This window comes from Candidatus Devosia phytovorans (genome assembly GCA_029202405.1).
GTDB lineage: Bacteria > Pseudomonadota > Alphaproteobacteria > Rhizobiales > Devosiaceae > Devosia > Devosia phytovorans.
In genome coordinates this window covers 1,333,897-1,350,133 of record CP119312.1, presented here as the reverse complement: position 1 = coordinate 1,350,133, position 16,237 = coordinate 1,333,897, and the positions used below count along the sequence as shown (strand labels likewise).

Below are 16,237 nucleotides of genomic sequence, written 5' to 3'. Positions count from 1 at the left end.
CTGCCCGATCAAAACCAGCATGGTTCACGCCGAAATACTATTGACGGATCGTTTTGTCCGATCCTAGTTTAACGATAATACTGCTTGCAAGAGCTGACGCATCGACAGAGCGGAACAATCCGCCGCGATGCTCAAGGGAGGACGAGCATGACCTTTCGGTGGAGCCGATGGTCGCCCCAACTGGCCCTGGTGCCGGCTGGACTGGTGACTCTGGTTGCCTTCATTGGCGCCATTCTGTGGACAGTCTACCTGTCGCTGACGCGCAGCCGGCGCCTGCCGGAATATGAGATCGACTGGTCCGAATGGGGCCGGCAATACCAGCGCCTGTTCAACGACGACGCCTGGCTGATCTCGCTGCAGAACCTCATCGTGCTTGGCCTCGGCAGCGCGCTGGCCATCGTTTTCGGCTTCATTCTCGCCGCCATGATCGACCGCGAAAAGCGCGGCGAAAGCATCTTTCGCACGGTGTTTCTCTATCCCCTGGCCATCTCGCTGATCGTCACCGGCGCGGCCTGGCGCTGGATGTTCAATCCCGAACTGGGGGTCGAACATTTCATCCACTCCATCGGCCTCACCTGGGTCAATGCCAGCTGGCTGGCCCGGCCGGAAACCGCCATGTATGGCGTCATTCTCGCCTCGGTCTGGCAGAGCGCGGGCTTTTACATGGCGCTGATGCTGGCCGGGCTCAAATCCATCAATTCCGAGATCTGGAGCGCCGCGCGGCTCGATGGCGTAGGCCTCTTCCGGCTCTATACGGAAATCATCATTCCGATGATGAAATTCACCTTCGTCACCTGCGCCATCCTGCTCTCGCTCGGGGTAATCAAGGCCTATGACGTGATCGTCGCCATGACCAATGGCGGGCCGGGTCAATCGACCTATGTGCCGGCCTATTTCACCATCCAGGCGCTGTCGGCCAAGGGCAATCTCGGCTTTGCCTCGGCCGCCGCCGTGCTGATGCTGCTGATCACTGCCGTGATCTTCCTGCCGCTGGTGCTGCTCACCGCCTGGCAACAGCGCCGTTCGGGAGCCCGCGCATGACCGATCTGACCGTCAGCCAGAAATCGCTCGGTGCCGAAGTCGCCGTCCGCACCGCCCCCTATTTTCCGCGCAAGAAGAAGGCCATCACCGGCCGCTCGATCGCCGTCATCGTCTTCCTCTCCGTCTGCGCCCTGTTCTTCTGCGTGCCGCTCTATGTGGTGATCACCACATCGTTCAAGACCATGGATCAGATCCGCGAGGGCGCCATGTTCGCGCTGCCCAATGTGTGGACGCTGGAAGCCTGGGACCACGCCTGGAACACCGCCTGCTCGGGCACGCGCTGCGAGGGCCTCAAGGTCGGGTTCTGGAACTCGGTCTATATCCTCATCCCCTCGCTGGCGCTGTCGATCGGTCTGTCGATCGTCACCGGCTATGCGCTGGCATTGTGGAACGTCAGATGGGCGGGCCCCTTCCTTTTCGTGCTCTTCATCTGCGCCTTCGTGCCTTTCCAGATCATCATGTTCCCGCTGATCTCGATGACGGCGACGCTTAAGGTCTATGGCAGCATCTGGGGCGTCGCCATCATCCACGCCGTGCTGGCCATGCCGGTGCTGACGCTGATCTTCCGCAATTACTACAAGGATATCCCGCAGGAGATCATGAGCGCGGCGGTGATGGACAGCGGCTCGTTCTGGAAGATCTTCTTCGAGATCATCCTGCCCATGAGCGGCAATATCCTGATCGTCGTGCTGATCCTGCAGATCACCTCGATCTGGAATGACTACCTGATCGGCGTGACCTTTGGCGGCCTCGGCGGCCAGCCGATGACGGTAAACCTGGCCAATCTCATCACCATCTCGACCGGCACCGTTCGCTACAACGACAATATGGCGGCGGCCCTGCTCACCGCCATTCCCCCGCTCGTCATTTATTTCTTCGTCGGCAAGCTCTTCGTCCAGGGCATTACCGCCGGCGCCATCAAGGGTTGACCCGAATGCCCAGCGTAAGTTTCGAGCACATCACCAAGACCTACGGCCTGCTCAAGGTTCTGGACGATCTCAACCTCTCTATCGACGACGGCGATTTCCTGGTGCTGCTGGGCCCCTCGGGTTGCGGCAAGACCACGCTGCTCAACCTGCTCGCCGGCCTGCTCGACGTCACCGATGGCCGCATCATGATCGGCGACCGTGACGTCACCGACCTCGACCCTAAGGATCGCGGTCTCGCCATGGTGTTCCAGAGCTATGCGCTCTATCCGACAAAGACGGTCCACGGAAATCTCAAGTTCGGCCTATCGGCCAGCAAGCTGCCGCGCGAGGAGATCGAAAAGCGCATCGCCTGGGCGGCGAAGCTGCTGCAGATCGAGCCGCTGCTCCATCGCAAGCCCGGCCAGCTCTCGGGCGGCCAGCGCCAGCGTGTCGCCATCGGACGCGCTCTCGTGAAAAATGTCGGCGTCTTCCTGTTCGACGAACCGCTCAGCAATCTGGACGCCAAGCTGCGCACAGAGATGCGGCTCGAGATCAAGAAACTGCATGACCAGCTCAAGTCAACCATCGTCTATGTCACCCATGACCAGATCGAAGCCATGACCATGGCAACCAAGATCGCGGTCATGAATGGCGGCGTCATCCAGCAGTTCGGCACGCCCGATGAAATCTACGAGCGTCCGGCCAATCTGTTTGTCGCCGGCTTCATCGGCTCGCCTGCCATGAACTTGCGCAAGGCCAGGCTCGTGGTCGCGACAGGCAAGGTCGAAGCGGTGTTTGCCTCGGGCGTCAGGCTCGATGTTTCCGACTATCCCTTCGTCGGGCCGCCGGCAGATGGAGCCGAGGTCATCGCGGGCCTCCGTCCGGAGCATTTCACACTGACCGCCGGCGGTCCGGTGGCCGCCAGCTTCACGGTGCCGCTGCAATATGCCGAGCGTACCGGACCCGATGCCAGCGCCTATTTCCGCTTCGAAGACGATTTGCTTGCCCTGCGCGTCGAGCCAGACACAGCCACACGCCTGGTTCCCGGCCAGTCCATGGCCGTCAACTACCTTAAGGGCAAGGCCAACCTGTTCGACGCCCGAACCGGGCAGAGAATGTAACGAAAACGACAAGGGAGAGAGAACGATGTCTACCAAGAGACTAGCCGGTATTGTCGCTGGCTTCATGCTCAGCACCGCTTCGTTCGGTGCCATGGCAACTGACCTGGTCATCTACCATAGCTGGTCCGCGCCGCCGGAAATCGCCGCCCTCAACGTCATCAAGGCCGGTCTTGAAGCCAAGGGCCATACCTGGACCGATATCGCCATTCCCCACGACACCGGCTCCAACGTCAACCTGATGAGCCTGATCACCGGCGGACAGCCACCCCATGTCTTCATGGAATCCAATCCCGGCGTCTATCGCGACATTGCCGGCATGGGCCTGGGCTTCCCGCTGACGCAATGGTTCGAGGACAATGCCATTGTCGACAAGCTGCCCGCCGCCGTTGCGGCCTCCATCTCGGTCGATGGCGAGATCGTCAAGGTGCCGCAGGCGCTCCATATCGACGGCATGCTCTACTACAATATGGAAGTGGCCAAGGCCGCCGGTGTCGATCCCGCAGCCTGGGATTCGATGGATGCCATGTTCGCGGACTTCCAGAAGATCCGCGACGCCGGCTATGCCCCGCTTGCCGTCGGCAGCCAGCCTTTCCAGGTCGGCTATCTGACCCATGCGCTGGTCGCAGCCGTTGCCGGTCCAGAGGTCTACAGGAAAATCTATGGCGAAGAGGTTGACCCGACCGCGCTCGACGATCCGGGCTTTGCCAAAGCTCTCGAAACCCTGCGGCTGTTTGCCAATGAAGCCGGTCCGGAAGCGCAGAATCGACCCTGGAACGAGACCACCAACGAGGTCATCACCGGCAAGGCCCTGATGCAGATCCATGGCGACTGGATGAAGGGTGAATGGCTCGGCGCCAAGAAGGTCGCCGGCACCGACTTTGGCTGTATCGAAATTCCCGGCGCGCAGGCGGTGGTCGTGACCGTCGATGCCTGGGGGCTTCTCGGCGGCACGGCCGATGACGTCAAGACAGCCGAACTCGACTTCGCCTCGGTTGTGCTCGATCCGGCCGAACAGGCCAAGTTCGCTGCTGCGAAGGGTTCGACCCCGGTCCGCCTCGATGCGCCTGCGGAAAGCCTTGACGCCTGTTCGACCGAGGTGCTGCGCATTCTCGAAGACCCGGCCCAGCAGGTGCAGAACCCGCACAATACCGCCGATGCCGATTGGCAGGATTCGATCTGGAACGTCGTCTTCAACTTCTGGAGCGATCCGAACATGAGCGTTGAAGATGCCATCGCCGAGATGAAGGACAATTACGACACCATTCTTGGCTGACACGAAGTCCCTCCCCGGGTCGGCGACCTCCGGGCCGCCGACCACCCCCAACCGAATGGACCAGCACAATGGACAAGCGCCTGCTTGATGAAGACGAAGTGATGCAAATCTGCTTCGTCACCGACGATGTCGACAAATCCGCGCAGTGGTTCGCCGATCTGACCGGCAAGCCGATGCCTTCGCTGGGCAAGGCGGCCGAGCCCGAAGAGGCCATGGCCATCTACAATGGCATGCCCGCTTCCGTGGGCTGCAAGATCCGCATGTTCAAGTTCGGCAATATCGATGTCGAATTCCTCGAGCCGGGGCCGGAAAAGAGCGCTTGGCGGGATCTCCTCGAAGAAAAGGGGCCAGGCTGCCACCACATCGCCTTCCGCACGCGGAACCTGACCAGGCGCAATGCCTATCTCGAAGGCAAGGGCCACCGGCTGTTGCAGCGCGGCGAATTCGACGGCTCGCATGGTCGCTACGCCTACTATGACACCGTCCCGCAACTGGGCGTCATGGTCGAGCTGCTCGAATTCGACAAGGACAAGGAAGCGCAGCCGTAAGGCTGCGGCTCGGCCACAGACATGCCTTATCCCATCGCCTACCAGCTCTATTCATCGCGCAATTTCCCGCCGCTGTTCGACCAGTTCCCCAAGCTCAAGGCTATGGGTTATGACGCGATCGAGCCATGGCTGCCCGCCTATGAGCAGGATGCACAGGCGTTCCGGCGCGCCCTCGACGATGCCGGCCTCAGGTGCCTGGGTTTCCACATGCCGCTGGCCGGCCTCGTGGACGAGCCGCAGCGCTTTGTCGAAATTGCCCAGACCCTCGGGGCGACCTATCTCATTCCGCCCTATGTAATCGTCGAGGAACGCCAGCCCACGGCCCCCTACTGGCGCGGCCTGGGCGAGAAACTGGCCAAGGGTGCAGAGGTGGCAGGACAGCACGGCCTTTCGGTCGCCTGGCACAATCACGACTTCGAATTCATTGCCCTGCCCGACGGCACTCGCCCGATCGATCATATTTTCGAAGCGGGCGGCGACGCGGTGAAATTCGAGATCGACTGCGGCTGGATCGTCCGCGCCGGCGCCGATCCGGCCGCCGAACTGCAGCGCTTCGCCGATCGCATCGTCGCCATCCAGACCAAGGACACGGCGCCGCTCGGCACCCAGGGCGATGACGGCTGGACCGCTACCGGCGACGGCATCATCGACTGGGCCGCGCTCGTTCCCCTGTTCCGCGCCACGAAGGCCGATCACATCGTGACCGAACATGACAACCCCAGCGAATGGCAGCGTTTCGCGCGCCGATCGATCGATCACCTGAAGGCGTTGGGGCTATGATCAAGGTGCCGACGCTGGACAGCCTGGCCGCAGAACAGCAAACGCTCGCTCTCGCTTCCGGGCTGCGGCAAAGCGCATCATGATGCTGCCCATTCCCGCACGCGATCCGGCAACCGGTGCCGCCATGCAGGAATGGATCGACGCGCCCTCTTCGGTGGATGCCGGCCTCAACGATTTCCGGGACCGGCTTGATGATGCGGGAACCTGAGCCATGCTCCCTTTTACGAACGACTGGACCTGCCGATGAGCTTTTCATTTCCCCGCCGTGGCCGCAGGCTTTCCCCGGGCCAGCAGGCCGTGCTCGAGATCATCGACCTTAATGGCAATCGCCGCACCGTCTTGACCGCCGCGGAGGTGATCGAAGCGCCCAACTGGTCACCCGACGGCCAATGGCTGGTGTTCAACGCTGGTGGCCAGCTGTTTCGCATCAATCCCGAAGGCGGCACGCCCGAGCATATCCCGACGCCGGGGCTCGATGACCTCAACAACGACCATGTCCTGTCGCCTGACGGAGAGACGATCTATGTCAGCTCCGACAATGGCCATCTCTACGCCGTGCCCTTCGCTGGTGGTACGCCACGCAAGGTGTCGAACGACCATACGACGCCGCACCACTATTATTTGCACGGCATTTCGCCCGATGGGCTGACACTGGCCTATGTCGCGGTCGAACAGCCGGAGGGCGAGCGCATGGTCAACATCTTCACCATCCCCGCCGCCGGCGGGTCCGACAGAAGGCTCACCCGGGTCACCGTTCCCAATGACGGGCCGGAATATTCCCCTGACGGCCGCTGGATCTATTTCAACTCCGAGCTTGCGGCTGAAAAACCCGGCCATGCACAAATCTTCCGCATGCAGGCGGATGGCAGCGGCGTCGAGCAGTTGACATTCGACAGCCGGGTCAACTGGTTCCCGCACCTGTCGCCCGACGGGCAACACGTGGCCTTCCTGAGCTATCCCGAGGAGACGATCGGGCATCCGCCCGACAAACATGTCATTCTGCGGCTGATGTCGCCCGATGGAGGAGGACAACGCGACCTTGCCGTGTTCTTTGGCGGCCAGGGTACAATCAACGTTAATTCATGGGCACCAGACAGCCAGCGCCTGGCCTTCGTTTCCTATCCTGCGGCCCCGGCCTAGAGCGCCGCACCCCGCTATTGTCCGTCCTCTGGCAAGTGAAGCGTATGCGGAAAACATACTCCGTCCTTCAGGGCAATTTGGGGTGGAAAGCCGACAGGCAGGTCTTTGGAGCGAACGTTCGGCAATCCATTTGGTGCTTCCCTTGATTTACGGCCAATGCAGGGCTACCTCGGAACGGTCGGCGAGCCGGTGAGGATTTATGTCGAGTTCCAAGTCTATGCCGAGTATGGTCGAGCGGATCCAAGGCGTTGCCGATAGCCTGACCTCGACCGAGCAAAAGCTGGTTTCGGCCCTTCTGACTGCGCCGCGCGAGGTGGCGATCGGGACGTCCAATGAATTTGCTGCCCGGATCGGCGTGCATGAGGCGACGACGTCGCGCCTCGCCAAAAAGCTTGGCTTTGCCTCCTATGCCGGCTTTCGCGACGCGCTGCGCCAGGAATATCTGCGGGATGCGGCGCCAGCCGAGCGCATTTCGGCGACGCTGAACGACGCCCGCATGCAGGGTTTCCTGCCGCTGCTCGTTGCAAGCGAGATCGCTGCGCTGACAGCGCTGACAGATCATGTCAGTGACGCGCGAATCCTGACCGCAGCCGAGGCACTCAATCGCGACCGGGTGTTCATCTATGGCCATGGCAATGCCAGTGCGCTGTCCGAACTGATGGAGCGACGGTTACGGCGGCTGGGTATCGTCAGCAATCGCCTCGATGGCAATCGTCGCGACCTTGCCGAACAGGTGCTGACGCTTGGGCCGCGCGACGCCCTGCTGCTCTTCGCCTTCCGTCGGCAGCCGCCGGATTATGCAAAACTGATGGAGGTCGCGGCTGCTGCAGGAGCCGCCACCGTCGTGATTTCGGGCACGACGGGACCGTCGCTGACGCCAAGGCCGGATATATTGCTTTCGGCGCCGCGGGCCGGCATGCCCGACAGTTTCCAGACGTTGACCGTGCCCATGGCCATCTGCAATGCGACAATCCTTGCTCTTGCAAGCCTGCGCGGTGATACGGCCATGGCAGCGCTGGATCGGCTGGGCGAGCTCATTGCAAAGTTCGAGTGATTTTTGCAAGTAAACTTGCGCGTCACAAAACTGTAGCAAGAACACTCTACATCGACCATGGCCAACCCGCAGGAGCCGTCATGCGTCTTACTCTCGCCGCCACCACGATCGCCTTGCTGTCGACGACAGCTTTCGCCCAGGACCTGGATAGCCTCACCGCCGCCGAGCTGCTCGCGCAGGCGCAGGAAGAGGGCCAGGTCACCGTCTATGCCTTCACCAGCCGTATCGGCCGGGTGGAAGAGGCTTTTGAGGCTGCCTATCCGGGTATCGACATGGTCACCTTCGACATTTCCTCGACCGAGCAGATCGCGCGTATCCGCAGCGAAGCCCAGGCCGGCGTGGCTGGCGCCGACGTCTTCTACATGTCCGACGCCCCGGTCGTGCTGACCGACCTTGTTGCCGACGAGTTGGTGGCGCCCTACGTGCCGCCGCGCATGGCCGAGCTGGTCGACGACAAGTTCAAAACCCCGTTGCTGGCCCAGCGCCTGTCGACCAAGGTGCTGATGTATAATGAGGAAGCCCATCCCGATGGCGCGCCGGTCAGCAATCTCTGGGACCTGACCAAGCCCGAGTGGGCCGGCAAGGTGATCATGGTCGATCCGCTGCAGCGCGGCGATTATCTCGACCTGATGACAGAAGTGGTCCTCAAGTCCGACGAGATGGCAACGGCCTATGAAGCCGCCTTCGGTTCGGCGATCGAACTCGACGAGGGCATCGAGAATGCCGGGCAGCAGTTTATCGCCGATCTCTTCGCCAATGACCTGGTGCTGGTCGGTTCGACCGATGACGTCAATGCGGCCATCGGCGCGCTCGGCCAGGACAATCCGCCGATCGGCTTTACCTCCTATTCCGATCGCCGGGACAATGAAGACGAAGGCTGGGCGCTGCAGGTCGCCAATGAGGTCGCACCCTCCAATGGCATCGTCTTCCCGGCCCTGCTCGCGCTCAATCCGAATACGGCCAATCCGGCGGCGGCACGTCTTGCCGTCGACTTCATGATGGGTGACGAGAGCGAAACCGGCGGCCCCGCCTTTGCACCTTTCTATGTGGCCGGCGACTGGGCAACCCGCACCGATATCACGCCGCATCCCGATGCCATTCCGCTGGCGGACTTTACCGGCTGGCAGATCGACCCGGCAGCAACGGCCGAGATCCGCGCCGAAGTGGCCGATTTCATCCTGACGCTGCTCTAGTCCCCGCCTGCATGTTCCGAACGGGCGGCGGTCGCGCCGCCCGTTTCCATTGGAGCCCCCAATGCCTGCTACTCTCCGCCGCCTCGGCAATCTGATCTCCGGCCAGGGCCTGACCTGGGTCATGGTGCTGGTGCTCGCCATCCTGGTGACGGCGCCTTTGCTGACCATTTTCATCGACACCTTCCAGCCCACGGCCAATGGCGGCAGCGCCTGGATGGATGTGTTGGCCAGCCGGCTGACAGAGAATCTCTTCCTTGAGCCGACGCTCAATACGCTGATCATCGGTGTCTGCGTCGCCTCCGGCTGCGTGCTGCTAGGCGGGTTCCTCGCCTGGCTGGTGGTGATGACCGATGTCCCGGGCCGGGCCTTGATCGGCTTCATGGCCACTCTCCCGTTCATGATTCCCAGCTTTGCCACGTCGCTGGCCTGGGGCAGCCTGTTTCGCAATGGCCGTGTCGGGGGCGGCGGCGGATTGCTGGAGGGCATGGGGTTCGCCGTGCCCGATTGGCTGAGCTGGGGCATGACGCCCACCATCGTGGTGCTGATCGCCCACTATTATGCCCTGGCCTTCACGGTGATCGCGGCAGCACTCGCCACCGTCAACGGCGACCTGATCGAGGCAGCGCAAATGAGCGGGGCGTCGCGCAGGCGCGTGCTGTTCGGCATCGTGCTGCCGCTGGTCAGTCCCGCCCTGATTGCCGGCGCCTCGCTGAGCTTTGCCGGCGCCGTGTCCAATTTCGCCGCGCCGGCCCTGCTCGGCCTGCCGGTGCGCATGCAGACCCTTTCCACACGCCTCTTCGGCATGATCGAGATCGGCCAGGCCGAGCGCGGCTATGTGCTGGCCATTCTTCTCATCGGTATTTCGGCGCTCTTTTTGGGCCTGGGCAATCGCGTGCTCAACGGCCGCAAGAGCTTTGCCACCATCACCGGCAAGGGCGCACGGCCACGCCGCTTCGCGCTGGGCGGTGCCCGCCTGCCGCTGACCATGCTGGCCTGGCTGATCTGTCTGGCGACGACCATCGTGCCCATCATCCTGCTGATTGCGGCAAGCCTTGCGCCGTCCTCGCTGAAACTGTTTTCCGACTGGACGCTGCACTACTGGATCGGCGAGGCCAGCGCGCAATTCGCCCGTGGTCAGGCCGGAATCCTGCGCAATCCGCATCTCTTCACGGCGCTGAGCACGACACTGGTGCTTGGACTTTGCGTGGCGCTGGTGGCCAATATCATCGGCGTGCTGATCGCCGTGGCGCTGACCCGCCAGAAAGTGCCGGTTCTGAGCAATCTGGTCTCGCAGCTGAGTTTTCTACCCATGCTGCTGCCCGGCATTGCCTTTGCGGCGGCCTATATCGCGCTTTACGGTGCGCCGATCGGTCCCTTCCCGGCGCTTTATGGCACGCCGCTATTGCTGGGCCTGGCGCTGACGGCGGCCATGCTGCCTTTCGCGGTGCAGACCGGGCGGGCCACGGTGGCCCAAATCTCGGGCGATATAGACGAGGCAGCGCGGATGACCGGAGCCGGCTTCTTCCGCCGCCTCGGCGCCATCACCGCGCCACTGGCGGCGCGAGGCCTTGCGGCAGGGCTGCTCATCGCCTTCGTCAATGTCATCGGGGACCTGGCGATTACCGTGCTGCTCTATACGCCCAGTTCGCCGCTGCTGGCCGTGCTGTCCTACAGCTATGCCTCGGACGGTTTCCACCAGTTCGCCAATGCCGTGACCATCATCATCCTGGTCATTTCCATGCTGGCCACCGGCGCGGCTTCGCTGCTGCGCGGTCGTCGCAAACACTCCTTCGCTTGAGGTCCAACCGTGATTTCGCTTGATCATGTCAGCAAGAGCTTTTCCGGCAGTATGGCCGTGGACAGCGTCAGCTTCTCCGTGCCGCAGGGGGCGTTTCTCGTGCTGCTGGGGCCATCGGGCTGCGGCAAGAGCACCATGCTGCGCATGCTGGCCGGCCTCGACCAGCCGACCTCGGGCCAGATCCGCTTTGGCGAGAAACTGGTCGCCGATGGTGCCAGCGCCAGCTTCCTGCCGCCGTCGGAACGCGGCGCGGGGCTGGTCTTTCAGTCCTATGCGCTCTGGCCGCATATGACGGTTTTGGGCAATATCGACTGGCCGCTCAAGATCGCCAAACGCACTGCTGAGGAGCGCAAGGCGGCGATCGCTTCTTCCATGGACATGCTGGGCATCTCGGCCTTGGCCAATCGTTATCCCGGAGAGATTTCCGGCGGGCAGCAGCAGCGCGTGGCGCTGGCCCGCATGATCGCGCCCCGGCCTCCGATCATGCTGTTCGACGAGCCGCTGTCCAATCTCGATGCCACCCTGCGCGTCGAGATGCGCTTCGAACTGCTCAAGCTTCACCGCGCCACCGGCGCCACCTCGGTCTATGTGACGCATGACCAGGTGGAAGCCATGACCATGGCGACACATGTCGCAGTGCTCAACCATGGGCGGATCGAGCAATTCGATACGCCGGAGAACCTTCTCACAAATCCGGCCTCGGCTTTCGTCGCCGGCTTTGTCGGCACGCCGCCGGCCAATCTGATTCCGGTGGAGGCGGGCAAATGGTTCGGGACCATGGATGATCAGACCCTTGGCGGTCACTCCGGCCGCGCCATGGTGCGGGCCGAGGAATTTGCCATTCTGCGCGAACCCGGGCCGCGTCGCGTCGAGACCACGCTGGCCGAAGTCGTGCCCATGGCCGGGCGTCGCCTGGTCACCGGCGTAACGCAGAGCGGCCAGCGCCTCACCGCCATTGCCGACGGGCACGGGCCGCTGGGCGAGACGCTTTATTTCCAGCTGCCGGACGCGCCGTCGGCGCTGTTCGATGACAAGGGAGGGCGCGTCTCGTGAAGCGGCTCCTGCTCGTCCGGCATGGCGAAAGCGAATGGAATGCGGTGCGCCGCCTGCAGGGTCAGGCCGATATCAGCCTGTCGCCCAAGGGACAGGACCAAGCAAGGGCACTCGCGCCGCTGCTGGCCTCCTGGCGACCCGATTTTGTGCTGACCTCGGATCTTGTCCGCGCCGTGGAGACGGCAGCCCTGCTGGGCTATCCCGAGGCCGAACGGGAACCGGGGCTGCGCGAGCATAGCGTGGGCGTTTGGACCGGACAGGCCATTGCCGGGATCAAGGCGCGGGAAGAGGCCAATTACCTGGCCTGGCGCGCAGGCACCTATGCGCCGCCCGAAGGCGAATTGTGGTGCGACATGCGAGCCCGTATCGGCGCCGCCATGATGCGCGCCCTGCAGCGCACCGAGCAGACGGCGCTGCTGGTCTGCCACGGCGGGGTGATCAGGGCGGCGCTCGATCACGCGCTGGGGCTCGAACCGGCGCGGATCATTCCGGTCGGACCGGCCAGTCTCACCATTCTGGCCTTTCCCAATGGCATGGCGCGGCTCGAAGCGTTCAATGTCACCGGCGCGGCGCCGGTGCTGGATGCGCCGGACTAGGCATTCGCGTCAGGGACGCGAATGCCGGGGATGATCAATCGTCGTCATCATCATCCCAGTCGTCGTCGTCATCGTCGTCCCAACGATCGTCGTCGTCATCGTCGTCCCAACGATCGTCGTCGTGGTCGTCGTCCCAACGATCATCGTGATCGTCGTCATCGTCATCATCGTCGTCCCAGCCACCGCCCTGCCAGGTCGAACCAGCATTGCGCCACCAGAAGGGGCGGAAGTCGTCGTCATCGGCGACCAGCACAGTGCCGGTGTCCTGGGCGACAGGCTTGGCATCGAGTGTTTCGACGCTGGCGGCGAGGCCCAGACTGGTCGTTCCGAGCAGCAGGGCTAGAGTAAGGCTCATGGCCTTGATGGGCATCTTCATGGTTCAGCTCCTTGGTTTGACCAGATCAATCGTCGTCGTCGGACGAATTGGACGACGAGTTCGAGGATGAATTCGACGAGGAATTGCTCGACGAGTTTGACGAGGAGTTGCTGGAGGAGTTCGAAGACGAATTGCTCGAGGAATTCGAGGAGCTGTTGGAGCTCGAGTTGGACGAGGAGTTCGAATTCGAATTGGAGGACGAATTCGAGTTGGAGTTGGACGAGGAATTACTGCTCGAATTGGAGTTCGAGTTCGAGTTGGAATTGCTCGAGCTGCCGCCATCGCTCCAACTGCCGTTGCGATAGTCGTAGACGAGGCCCGAGCGGCGTGAGTCGGCGACCATTTCATTGGCCGAGGTCACGGCAAGCGATGGTTGGGGGCTTTCGACCTGATAGGCCTGGGACGGTGCATTGGCGGCCATGAGGCCGGCAACGGCGAGGGTTGTTATCGTGATGGACTTGCCCATCGGATATCTCCTTTTCAGCTTGGGAGCTCGACTGGCTCCGAGCAGAAAGACGCCCGGGCCGCGGATCTATTCCAAAGATTTTTGTTTTTCTCGCGTGGGAATATTTGGCGACGCCAGACGTCTTGCCCTCAATAGTTGAAATCGAGGAGCCAAAATGTTCGCCCGGTCCAAGCCCATGATCCGTTTTCTCTGCGCCCCCGAGGACGAGGGCGTGATTGCGCCACCCGTTCCCGCCAAGACGCACCTGCCGGACTGGTTCCGCAAGCTGCCGGCGGTCGATCCGAACAAGCGGGCGCATGATGATACGGGCTTGACGGTCAAGCGCTGCATGCCGTTTCTCGACGCGATGATGACCGGCTATGTCATCCCGCTGGCCGCGACCGTGCGGCTCGACATCAAGGACGGTGGCCAGTCGGTGACGGCGGGCTGGGATTTCGACAAGGTGATGGTCAGCAATCACGGCAGCCATCAGGTGGCCGGCCATCCCAAATCCGGTCAACCACCGTGCAAGTTCCACAATTACTGGTCGATCCGCACGCCCAAGGGCTGGAGCTGCCTGTTTGTGCCCCTGCTCAACCGCGCCAATCCCGTGTTCGAGCCGGTTGCGGGGATCGTCGATACCGATACCTATACCGCGCCGATCCATTTCCCCTTCTTCGCCCATGGGCCCGACGGGCTGCATGAGCTCGAAAAGGGCACACCCATGGTTCAGGTCATCCCCTTTGAGCGCGCCGGCACCGAACTCGAAATGGAGATCGGCAGCGAGACCACGCAGGAAGGCGAGGAGCGCCGCAAGGTGTTCCGCAACACGCTGGCCAGTCCGGGCTGGTATCGCAAGGTTGCTCGCGCCGCCCGCTAGGAGCGTTTTCAGCGAAAGTGGCTGCCACTCTCGCGATTCTAAAACGCGAGAGTGGCAAAATGCTCAGCAGGGCGACGGGATCTGCACCATCCCCCAGCCGAATACCGGGTCGCGGCCGGCCTCGCCGAGGTCGCGACTGGTCTGGATCAGCGCGTCGATCGCCTCGTCCACCGGGACGTCTCCGGCCATGGCGGCCGCCACTGCTGTGGTGACGAAGGGCACGGCAAAGCTCGTGCCGGTCTGCGGACGGACGCCGGAGATCGACGCCGCCGTCGCGATCTCGACGCCGGGCGCGGCCAAGAGGACATGATCACCGTGGATTGCCCGCCGATAGATATTGTCGCTGATATCAACGGCGGTCACCGCCACGACCTCGGGATAGGCGGCCGGGTAAAGCGGGGCTGCACGCGGTCCGGCATTGCCCACCGCGGCGACGATTGGAATGCCGGCAGTCTGGAGGCGCGCCACGGCTTCCGCGAGCAGCGGATTGTCTGGACCGGCGAGGCTGAGGCTTGCCACATCGACCTTGGCCTCCACCAGACGATCCAGCGCCGAGACCAGCGAGAAGACGTCGCTGCGCTCATCGCCATCCACCATGCCGAAGGGATCGACCACCAGCAGTTGCGCTGCCGGGGCAAGACCTGGAACACGATCCCCGGCGGCGCCGACGAACATGGCGACGACGGCGGTACCATGCTTGTGCTCGGAAGGCTCGGCACCCGCGCTGCCAATGGTCTCGAGGCTGAGCCGGGCATTGGTGAGCATGGCGTGATCCTGGTTCACTCCCGTGTCGATCACCCCGATATGAGGTTCGAAGCGACAGAGCGGATCGGCCGTCACCGGCGGCCAGTTGACCGCCTCCCAATGGGCGCAAAGCGCGCCCTCGCATTCCATTGGCACGGCCTGACTGCGATAGTAGCTGTTGGGGGCAGCGAGGGCCGCTGGCGCGGTCTCGCGCAGCAGGGACAGGGCCTCGTCGACATTCAGGTGGTCGGGCAATTGCAGCAGGAGCCGATCGCGGCTTTCGGCCAAAAGCAAATAGCCCTGACCCAGCAGGGTCGCGCGGTCGTCGGCGCTCAAGCGCTGCACGACGATCTGGTCATCGGCCTGATCAGGGCGCGGAATGACAACCGGCGCGGGTGCCTGGGCACGGGGGCGGAGGATATAGCCACCGGTCCAGACAGCGTCGTCATCGCTGTCATCATCATCGTCGTCGCTACCGCCCCAGCTGCCGCCGTCGCCATCATCGTCATCGTCGTCGCCACCATCGTCGTCGTCATCGTCATCCTCCTGCGCCATGACCGGCATGGCGAGATAGGGCGCCAGGACCAGCGGTGGCAGGACGACAAGGCCGAGGGCAAGCAGTGCCGAGCGCAGGGAAATGGAGGAAAGCGGGAGCAAGCGGGTCTCCGATACTGTCGGGGTTCGCCATGATAGACGCCTGATGGATCAAGATATTCCACGTCGGAGAAAAAAATGCGACAGCTCGGGGAATAGATTTCAACCCGGCGCGTCTTAGCCTGCATGAGCACAATCGGATCGAGCCTTGTTCCCCTGTTACCGCGCCTGCGGCGCTATGCGCTTGCGCTGTGCAAGGTGGCCGATACCGCAGACGACCTTGTCCAGATGGCCTGCGAAAAGGCCTTGGCCAGTCCGCGGCAGACTCTCGACGTCTCCTTCGAGGCGTGGATGTTCCGCATCCTGCGCAATGGCTGGATCGACCGGCTGCGGCGCCAGAAGACACGCGGTGAAGAGATCGACATTGTCGAGCACAGCGATCTCGGCGCCTTTGACGGGGCGCGCATACCGGAGAACCGGCTGGTGCTGGGCAAGACGCTCGAGGCCATCGGCCGGCTGCCTGTCGAGCAGCGCGAATTGCTGCTGCTGGTCTGCGTCGAAGACCTCAGCTACCGCGACGCGGCCGAAGTGCTCGATCTGCCGATCGGCACGGTGATGAGCCGGCTGGCCCGGGCTCGTCGCAAGCTGGCCGAGGATGTCGGCCTGGAAGCGGGGCAGTTGCTATGAAGGATC

The 16,237-nt window shown here is 62.9% G+C and carries 18 protein-coding genes; 16 read left to right on the top strand and 2 right to left on the bottom strand.

The features are described 5' to 3' along the window. Window positions 1-147: 147 nt before the first annotated feature. The 13 genes from P0Y65_06915 (at window position 148) to P0Y65_06855 (ending at window position 12,505) form a co-directional block, all read left to right on the top strand. Complete coding sequence (locus P0Y65_06915; protein ID WEK05980.1) at window positions 148-1,041, top strand: sugar ABC transporter permease; 894 nt, start codon at window positions 148-150, stop codon at window positions 1,039-1,041. Beyond that, window positions 1,038-1,970 (top strand): carbohydrate ABC transporter permease, encoded by a 933-nt coding sequence (locus P0Y65_06910; protein WEK05979.1) that lies wholly within the window; start codon window positions 1,038-1,040, stop codon window positions 1,968-1,970. The genes P0Y65_06915 and P0Y65_06910 overlap by 4 nt, the downstream gene beginning before the upstream one ends. A 5-nt stretch (window positions 1,971-1,975) precedes the next feature. After that, complete coding sequence (locus P0Y65_06905; GenBank protein WEK05978.1) at window positions 1,976-3,070, top strand: ABC transporter ATP-binding protein; 1,095 nt, start codon at window positions 1,976-1,978, stop codon at window positions 3,068-3,070. Window positions 3,071-3,095: 25 nt separating this feature from the next. Further along, window positions 3,096-4,343 (top strand): ABC transporter substrate-binding protein, encoded by a 1,248-nt coding sequence (locus P0Y65_06900; protein ID WEK05977.1) that lies wholly within the window; start codon window positions 3,096-3,098, stop codon window positions 4,341-4,343. 68 nt (window positions 4,344-4,411) lie between these two features. Next, entirely contained in the window at window positions 4,412-4,891 is a 480-nt protein-coding gene (locus P0Y65_06895; GenBank protein WEK05976.1) for a VOC family protein, read from the top strand. Window positions 4,892-4,912: 21 nt separating this feature from the next. After that, window positions 4,913-5,671 (top strand): sugar phosphate isomerase/epimerase, encoded by a 759-nt coding sequence (locus tag P0Y65_06890; GenBank protein ID WEK05975.1) that lies wholly within the window; start codon window positions 4,913-4,915, stop codon window positions 5,669-5,671. Between the two features lie 79 nt (window positions 5,672-5,750). Further along, window positions 5,751-5,879: a hypothetical protein gene (locus P0Y65_06885; GenBank protein ID WEK05974.1), complete on the top strand. Its 129-nt coding sequence runs from the start codon at window positions 5,751-5,753 to the stop codon at window positions 5,877-5,879. Window positions 5,880-5,914: 35 nt separating this feature from the next. Then, on the top strand, window positions 5,915-6,811 hold the full coding sequence (locus tag P0Y65_06880; GenBank protein WEK05973.1) for a biopolymer transporter Tol: 897 nt from the start codon (window positions 5,915-5,917) through the stop codon (window positions 6,809-6,811). Between the two features lie 217 nt (window positions 6,812-7,028). Next, on the top strand, window positions 7,029-7,865 hold the full coding sequence (locus P0Y65_06875) for a MurR/RpiR family transcriptional regulator (protein WEK05972.1): 837 nt from the start codon (window positions 7,029-7,031) through the stop codon (window positions 7,863-7,865). An 80-nt stretch (window positions 7,866-7,945) separates the two neighbouring features. Further along, a complete protein-coding gene (locus tag P0Y65_06870) occupies window positions 7,946-9,058 on the top strand; it encodes an ABC transporter substrate-binding protein (GenBank protein ID WEK05971.1) in 1,113 nt (370 codons plus the stop codon). Window positions 9,059-9,119: 61 nt separating this feature from the next. Beyond that, window positions 9,120-10,856, top strand: coding sequence for an iron ABC transporter permease (locus P0Y65_06865; GenBank protein WEK05970.1), 1,737 nt, complete (start codon window positions 9,120-9,122; stop codon window positions 10,854-10,856). Between the two features lie 9 nt (window positions 10,857-10,865). Then, window positions 10,866-11,909 (top strand): ABC transporter ATP-binding protein, encoded by a 1,044-nt coding sequence (locus P0Y65_06860; protein WEK05969.1) that lies wholly within the window; start codon window positions 10,866-10,868, stop codon window positions 11,907-11,909. Further along, window positions 11,906-12,505, top strand: a complete 600-nt coding sequence (locus P0Y65_06855) for a histidine phosphatase family protein (protein ID WEK05968.1) — start codon at window positions 11,906-11,908, stop codon at window positions 12,503-12,505. Before P0Y65_06860 ends, P0Y65_06855 begins: the two co-directional genes overlap by 4 nt. Window positions 12,506-12,539: 34 nt before the next feature. Here the strand turns inward: P0Y65_06855 and P0Y65_06850 are convergent, their stop codons facing one another. Further along, window positions 12,540-12,881, bottom strand: coding sequence for a hypothetical protein (locus P0Y65_06850; protein WEK05967.1), 342 nt, complete (start codon window positions 12,879-12,881; stop codon window positions 12,540-12,542). Between the two features lie 47 nt (window positions 12,882-12,928). Here P0Y65_06850 and P0Y65_06845 point away from each other — a divergent pair, with 47 nt between their 5' ends. Together P0Y65_06845 and P0Y65_06840 are read left to right on the top strand one after the other, a co-directional pair. Next, window positions 12,929-13,186, top strand: coding sequence for a hypothetical protein (locus P0Y65_06845; protein ID WEK05966.1), 258 nt, complete (start codon window positions 12,929-12,931; stop codon window positions 13,184-13,186). Between the two features lie 315 nt (window positions 13,187-13,501). Beyond that, window positions 13,502-14,206: a hypothetical protein gene (locus P0Y65_06840; GenBank protein WEK05965.1), complete on the top strand. Its 705-nt coding sequence runs from the start codon at window positions 13,502-13,504 to the stop codon at window positions 14,204-14,206. A gap of 63 nt (window positions 14,207-14,269) precedes the next feature. On the opposite strand, the gene P0Y65_06835 is transcribed toward P0Y65_06840, so the two are convergent. Then, window positions 14,270-15,607: a S8 family serine peptidase gene (locus P0Y65_06835; protein WEK05964.1), complete on the bottom strand. Its 1,338-nt coding sequence runs from the start codon at window positions 15,605-15,607 to the stop codon at window positions 14,270-14,272. A gap of 123 nt (window positions 15,608-15,730) precedes the next feature. On the opposite strand from P0Y65_06835, the gene P0Y65_06830 reads away from it, so the two are divergent. Then, on the top strand, window positions 15,731-16,231 hold the full coding sequence (locus P0Y65_06830; GenBank protein WEK05963.1) for an RNA polymerase sigma factor: 501 nt from the start codon (window positions 15,731-15,733) through the stop codon (window positions 16,229-16,231). Window positions 16,232-16,237: the final 6 nt, after the last annotated feature.

Excerpts from the sequence above, each read along its gene's own strand:
- P0Y65_06850 (WEK05967.1), bottom strand. The coding sequence starts at position 12,881 with ATGAAGATGCCCATCAAGGCCATGAGCCTTACTCTAGCCCTGCTGCTC.
- P0Y65_06910 (WEK05979.1), top strand. The coding sequence starts at position 1,038 with ATGACCGATCTGACCGTCAGCCAGAAATCGCTCGGTGCCGAAGTCGCC.
- P0Y65_06870 (WEK05971.1), top strand. The coding sequence starts at position 7,946 with ATGCGTCTTACTCTCGCCGCCACCACGATCGCCTTGCTGTCGACGACA.
- P0Y65_06900 (WEK05977.1), top strand. The coding sequence starts at position 3,096 with ATGTCTACCAAGAGACTAGCCGGTATTGTCGCTGGCTTCATGCTCAGC.
- P0Y65_06875 (WEK05972.1), top strand. The coding sequence starts at position 7,029 with ATGCCGAGTATGGTCGAGCGGATCCAAGGCGTTGCCGATAGCCTGACC.
- P0Y65_06840 (WEK05965.1), top strand. The coding sequence starts at position 13,502 with ATGTTCGCCCGGTCCAAGCCCATGATCCGTTTTCTCTGCGCCCCCGAG.
- P0Y65_06880 (WEK05973.1), top strand. The coding sequence starts at position 5,915 with ATGAGCTTTTCATTTCCCCGCCGTGGCCGCAGGCTTTCCCCGGGCCAG.
- P0Y65_06865 (WEK05970.1), top strand. The coding sequence starts at position 9,120 with ATGCCTGCTACTCTCCGCCGCCTCGGCAATCTGATCTCCGGCCAGGGC.
- P0Y65_06885 (WEK05974.1), top strand. The coding sequence starts at position 5,751 with ATGATGCTGCCCATTCCCGCACGCGATCCGGCAACCGGTGCCGCCATG.
- P0Y65_06895 (WEK05976.1), top strand. The coding sequence starts at position 4,412 with ATGGACAAGCGCCTGCTTGATGAAGACGAAGTGATGCAAATCTGCTTC.
- P0Y65_06830 (WEK05963.1), top strand. The coding sequence starts at position 15,731 with ATGAGCACAATCGGATCGAGCCTTGTTCCCCTGTTACCGCGCCTGCGG.
- P0Y65_06890 (WEK05975.1), top strand. The coding sequence starts at position 4,913 with ATGCCTTATCCCATCGCCTACCAGCTCTATTCATCGCGCAATTTCCCG.
- P0Y65_06905 (WEK05978.1), top strand. The coding sequence starts at position 1,976 with ATGCCCAGCGTAAGTTTCGAGCACATCACCAAGACCTACGGCCTGCTC.
- P0Y65_06915 (WEK05980.1), top strand. The coding sequence starts at position 148 with ATGACCTTTCGGTGGAGCCGATGGTCGCCCCAACTGGCCCTGGTGCCG.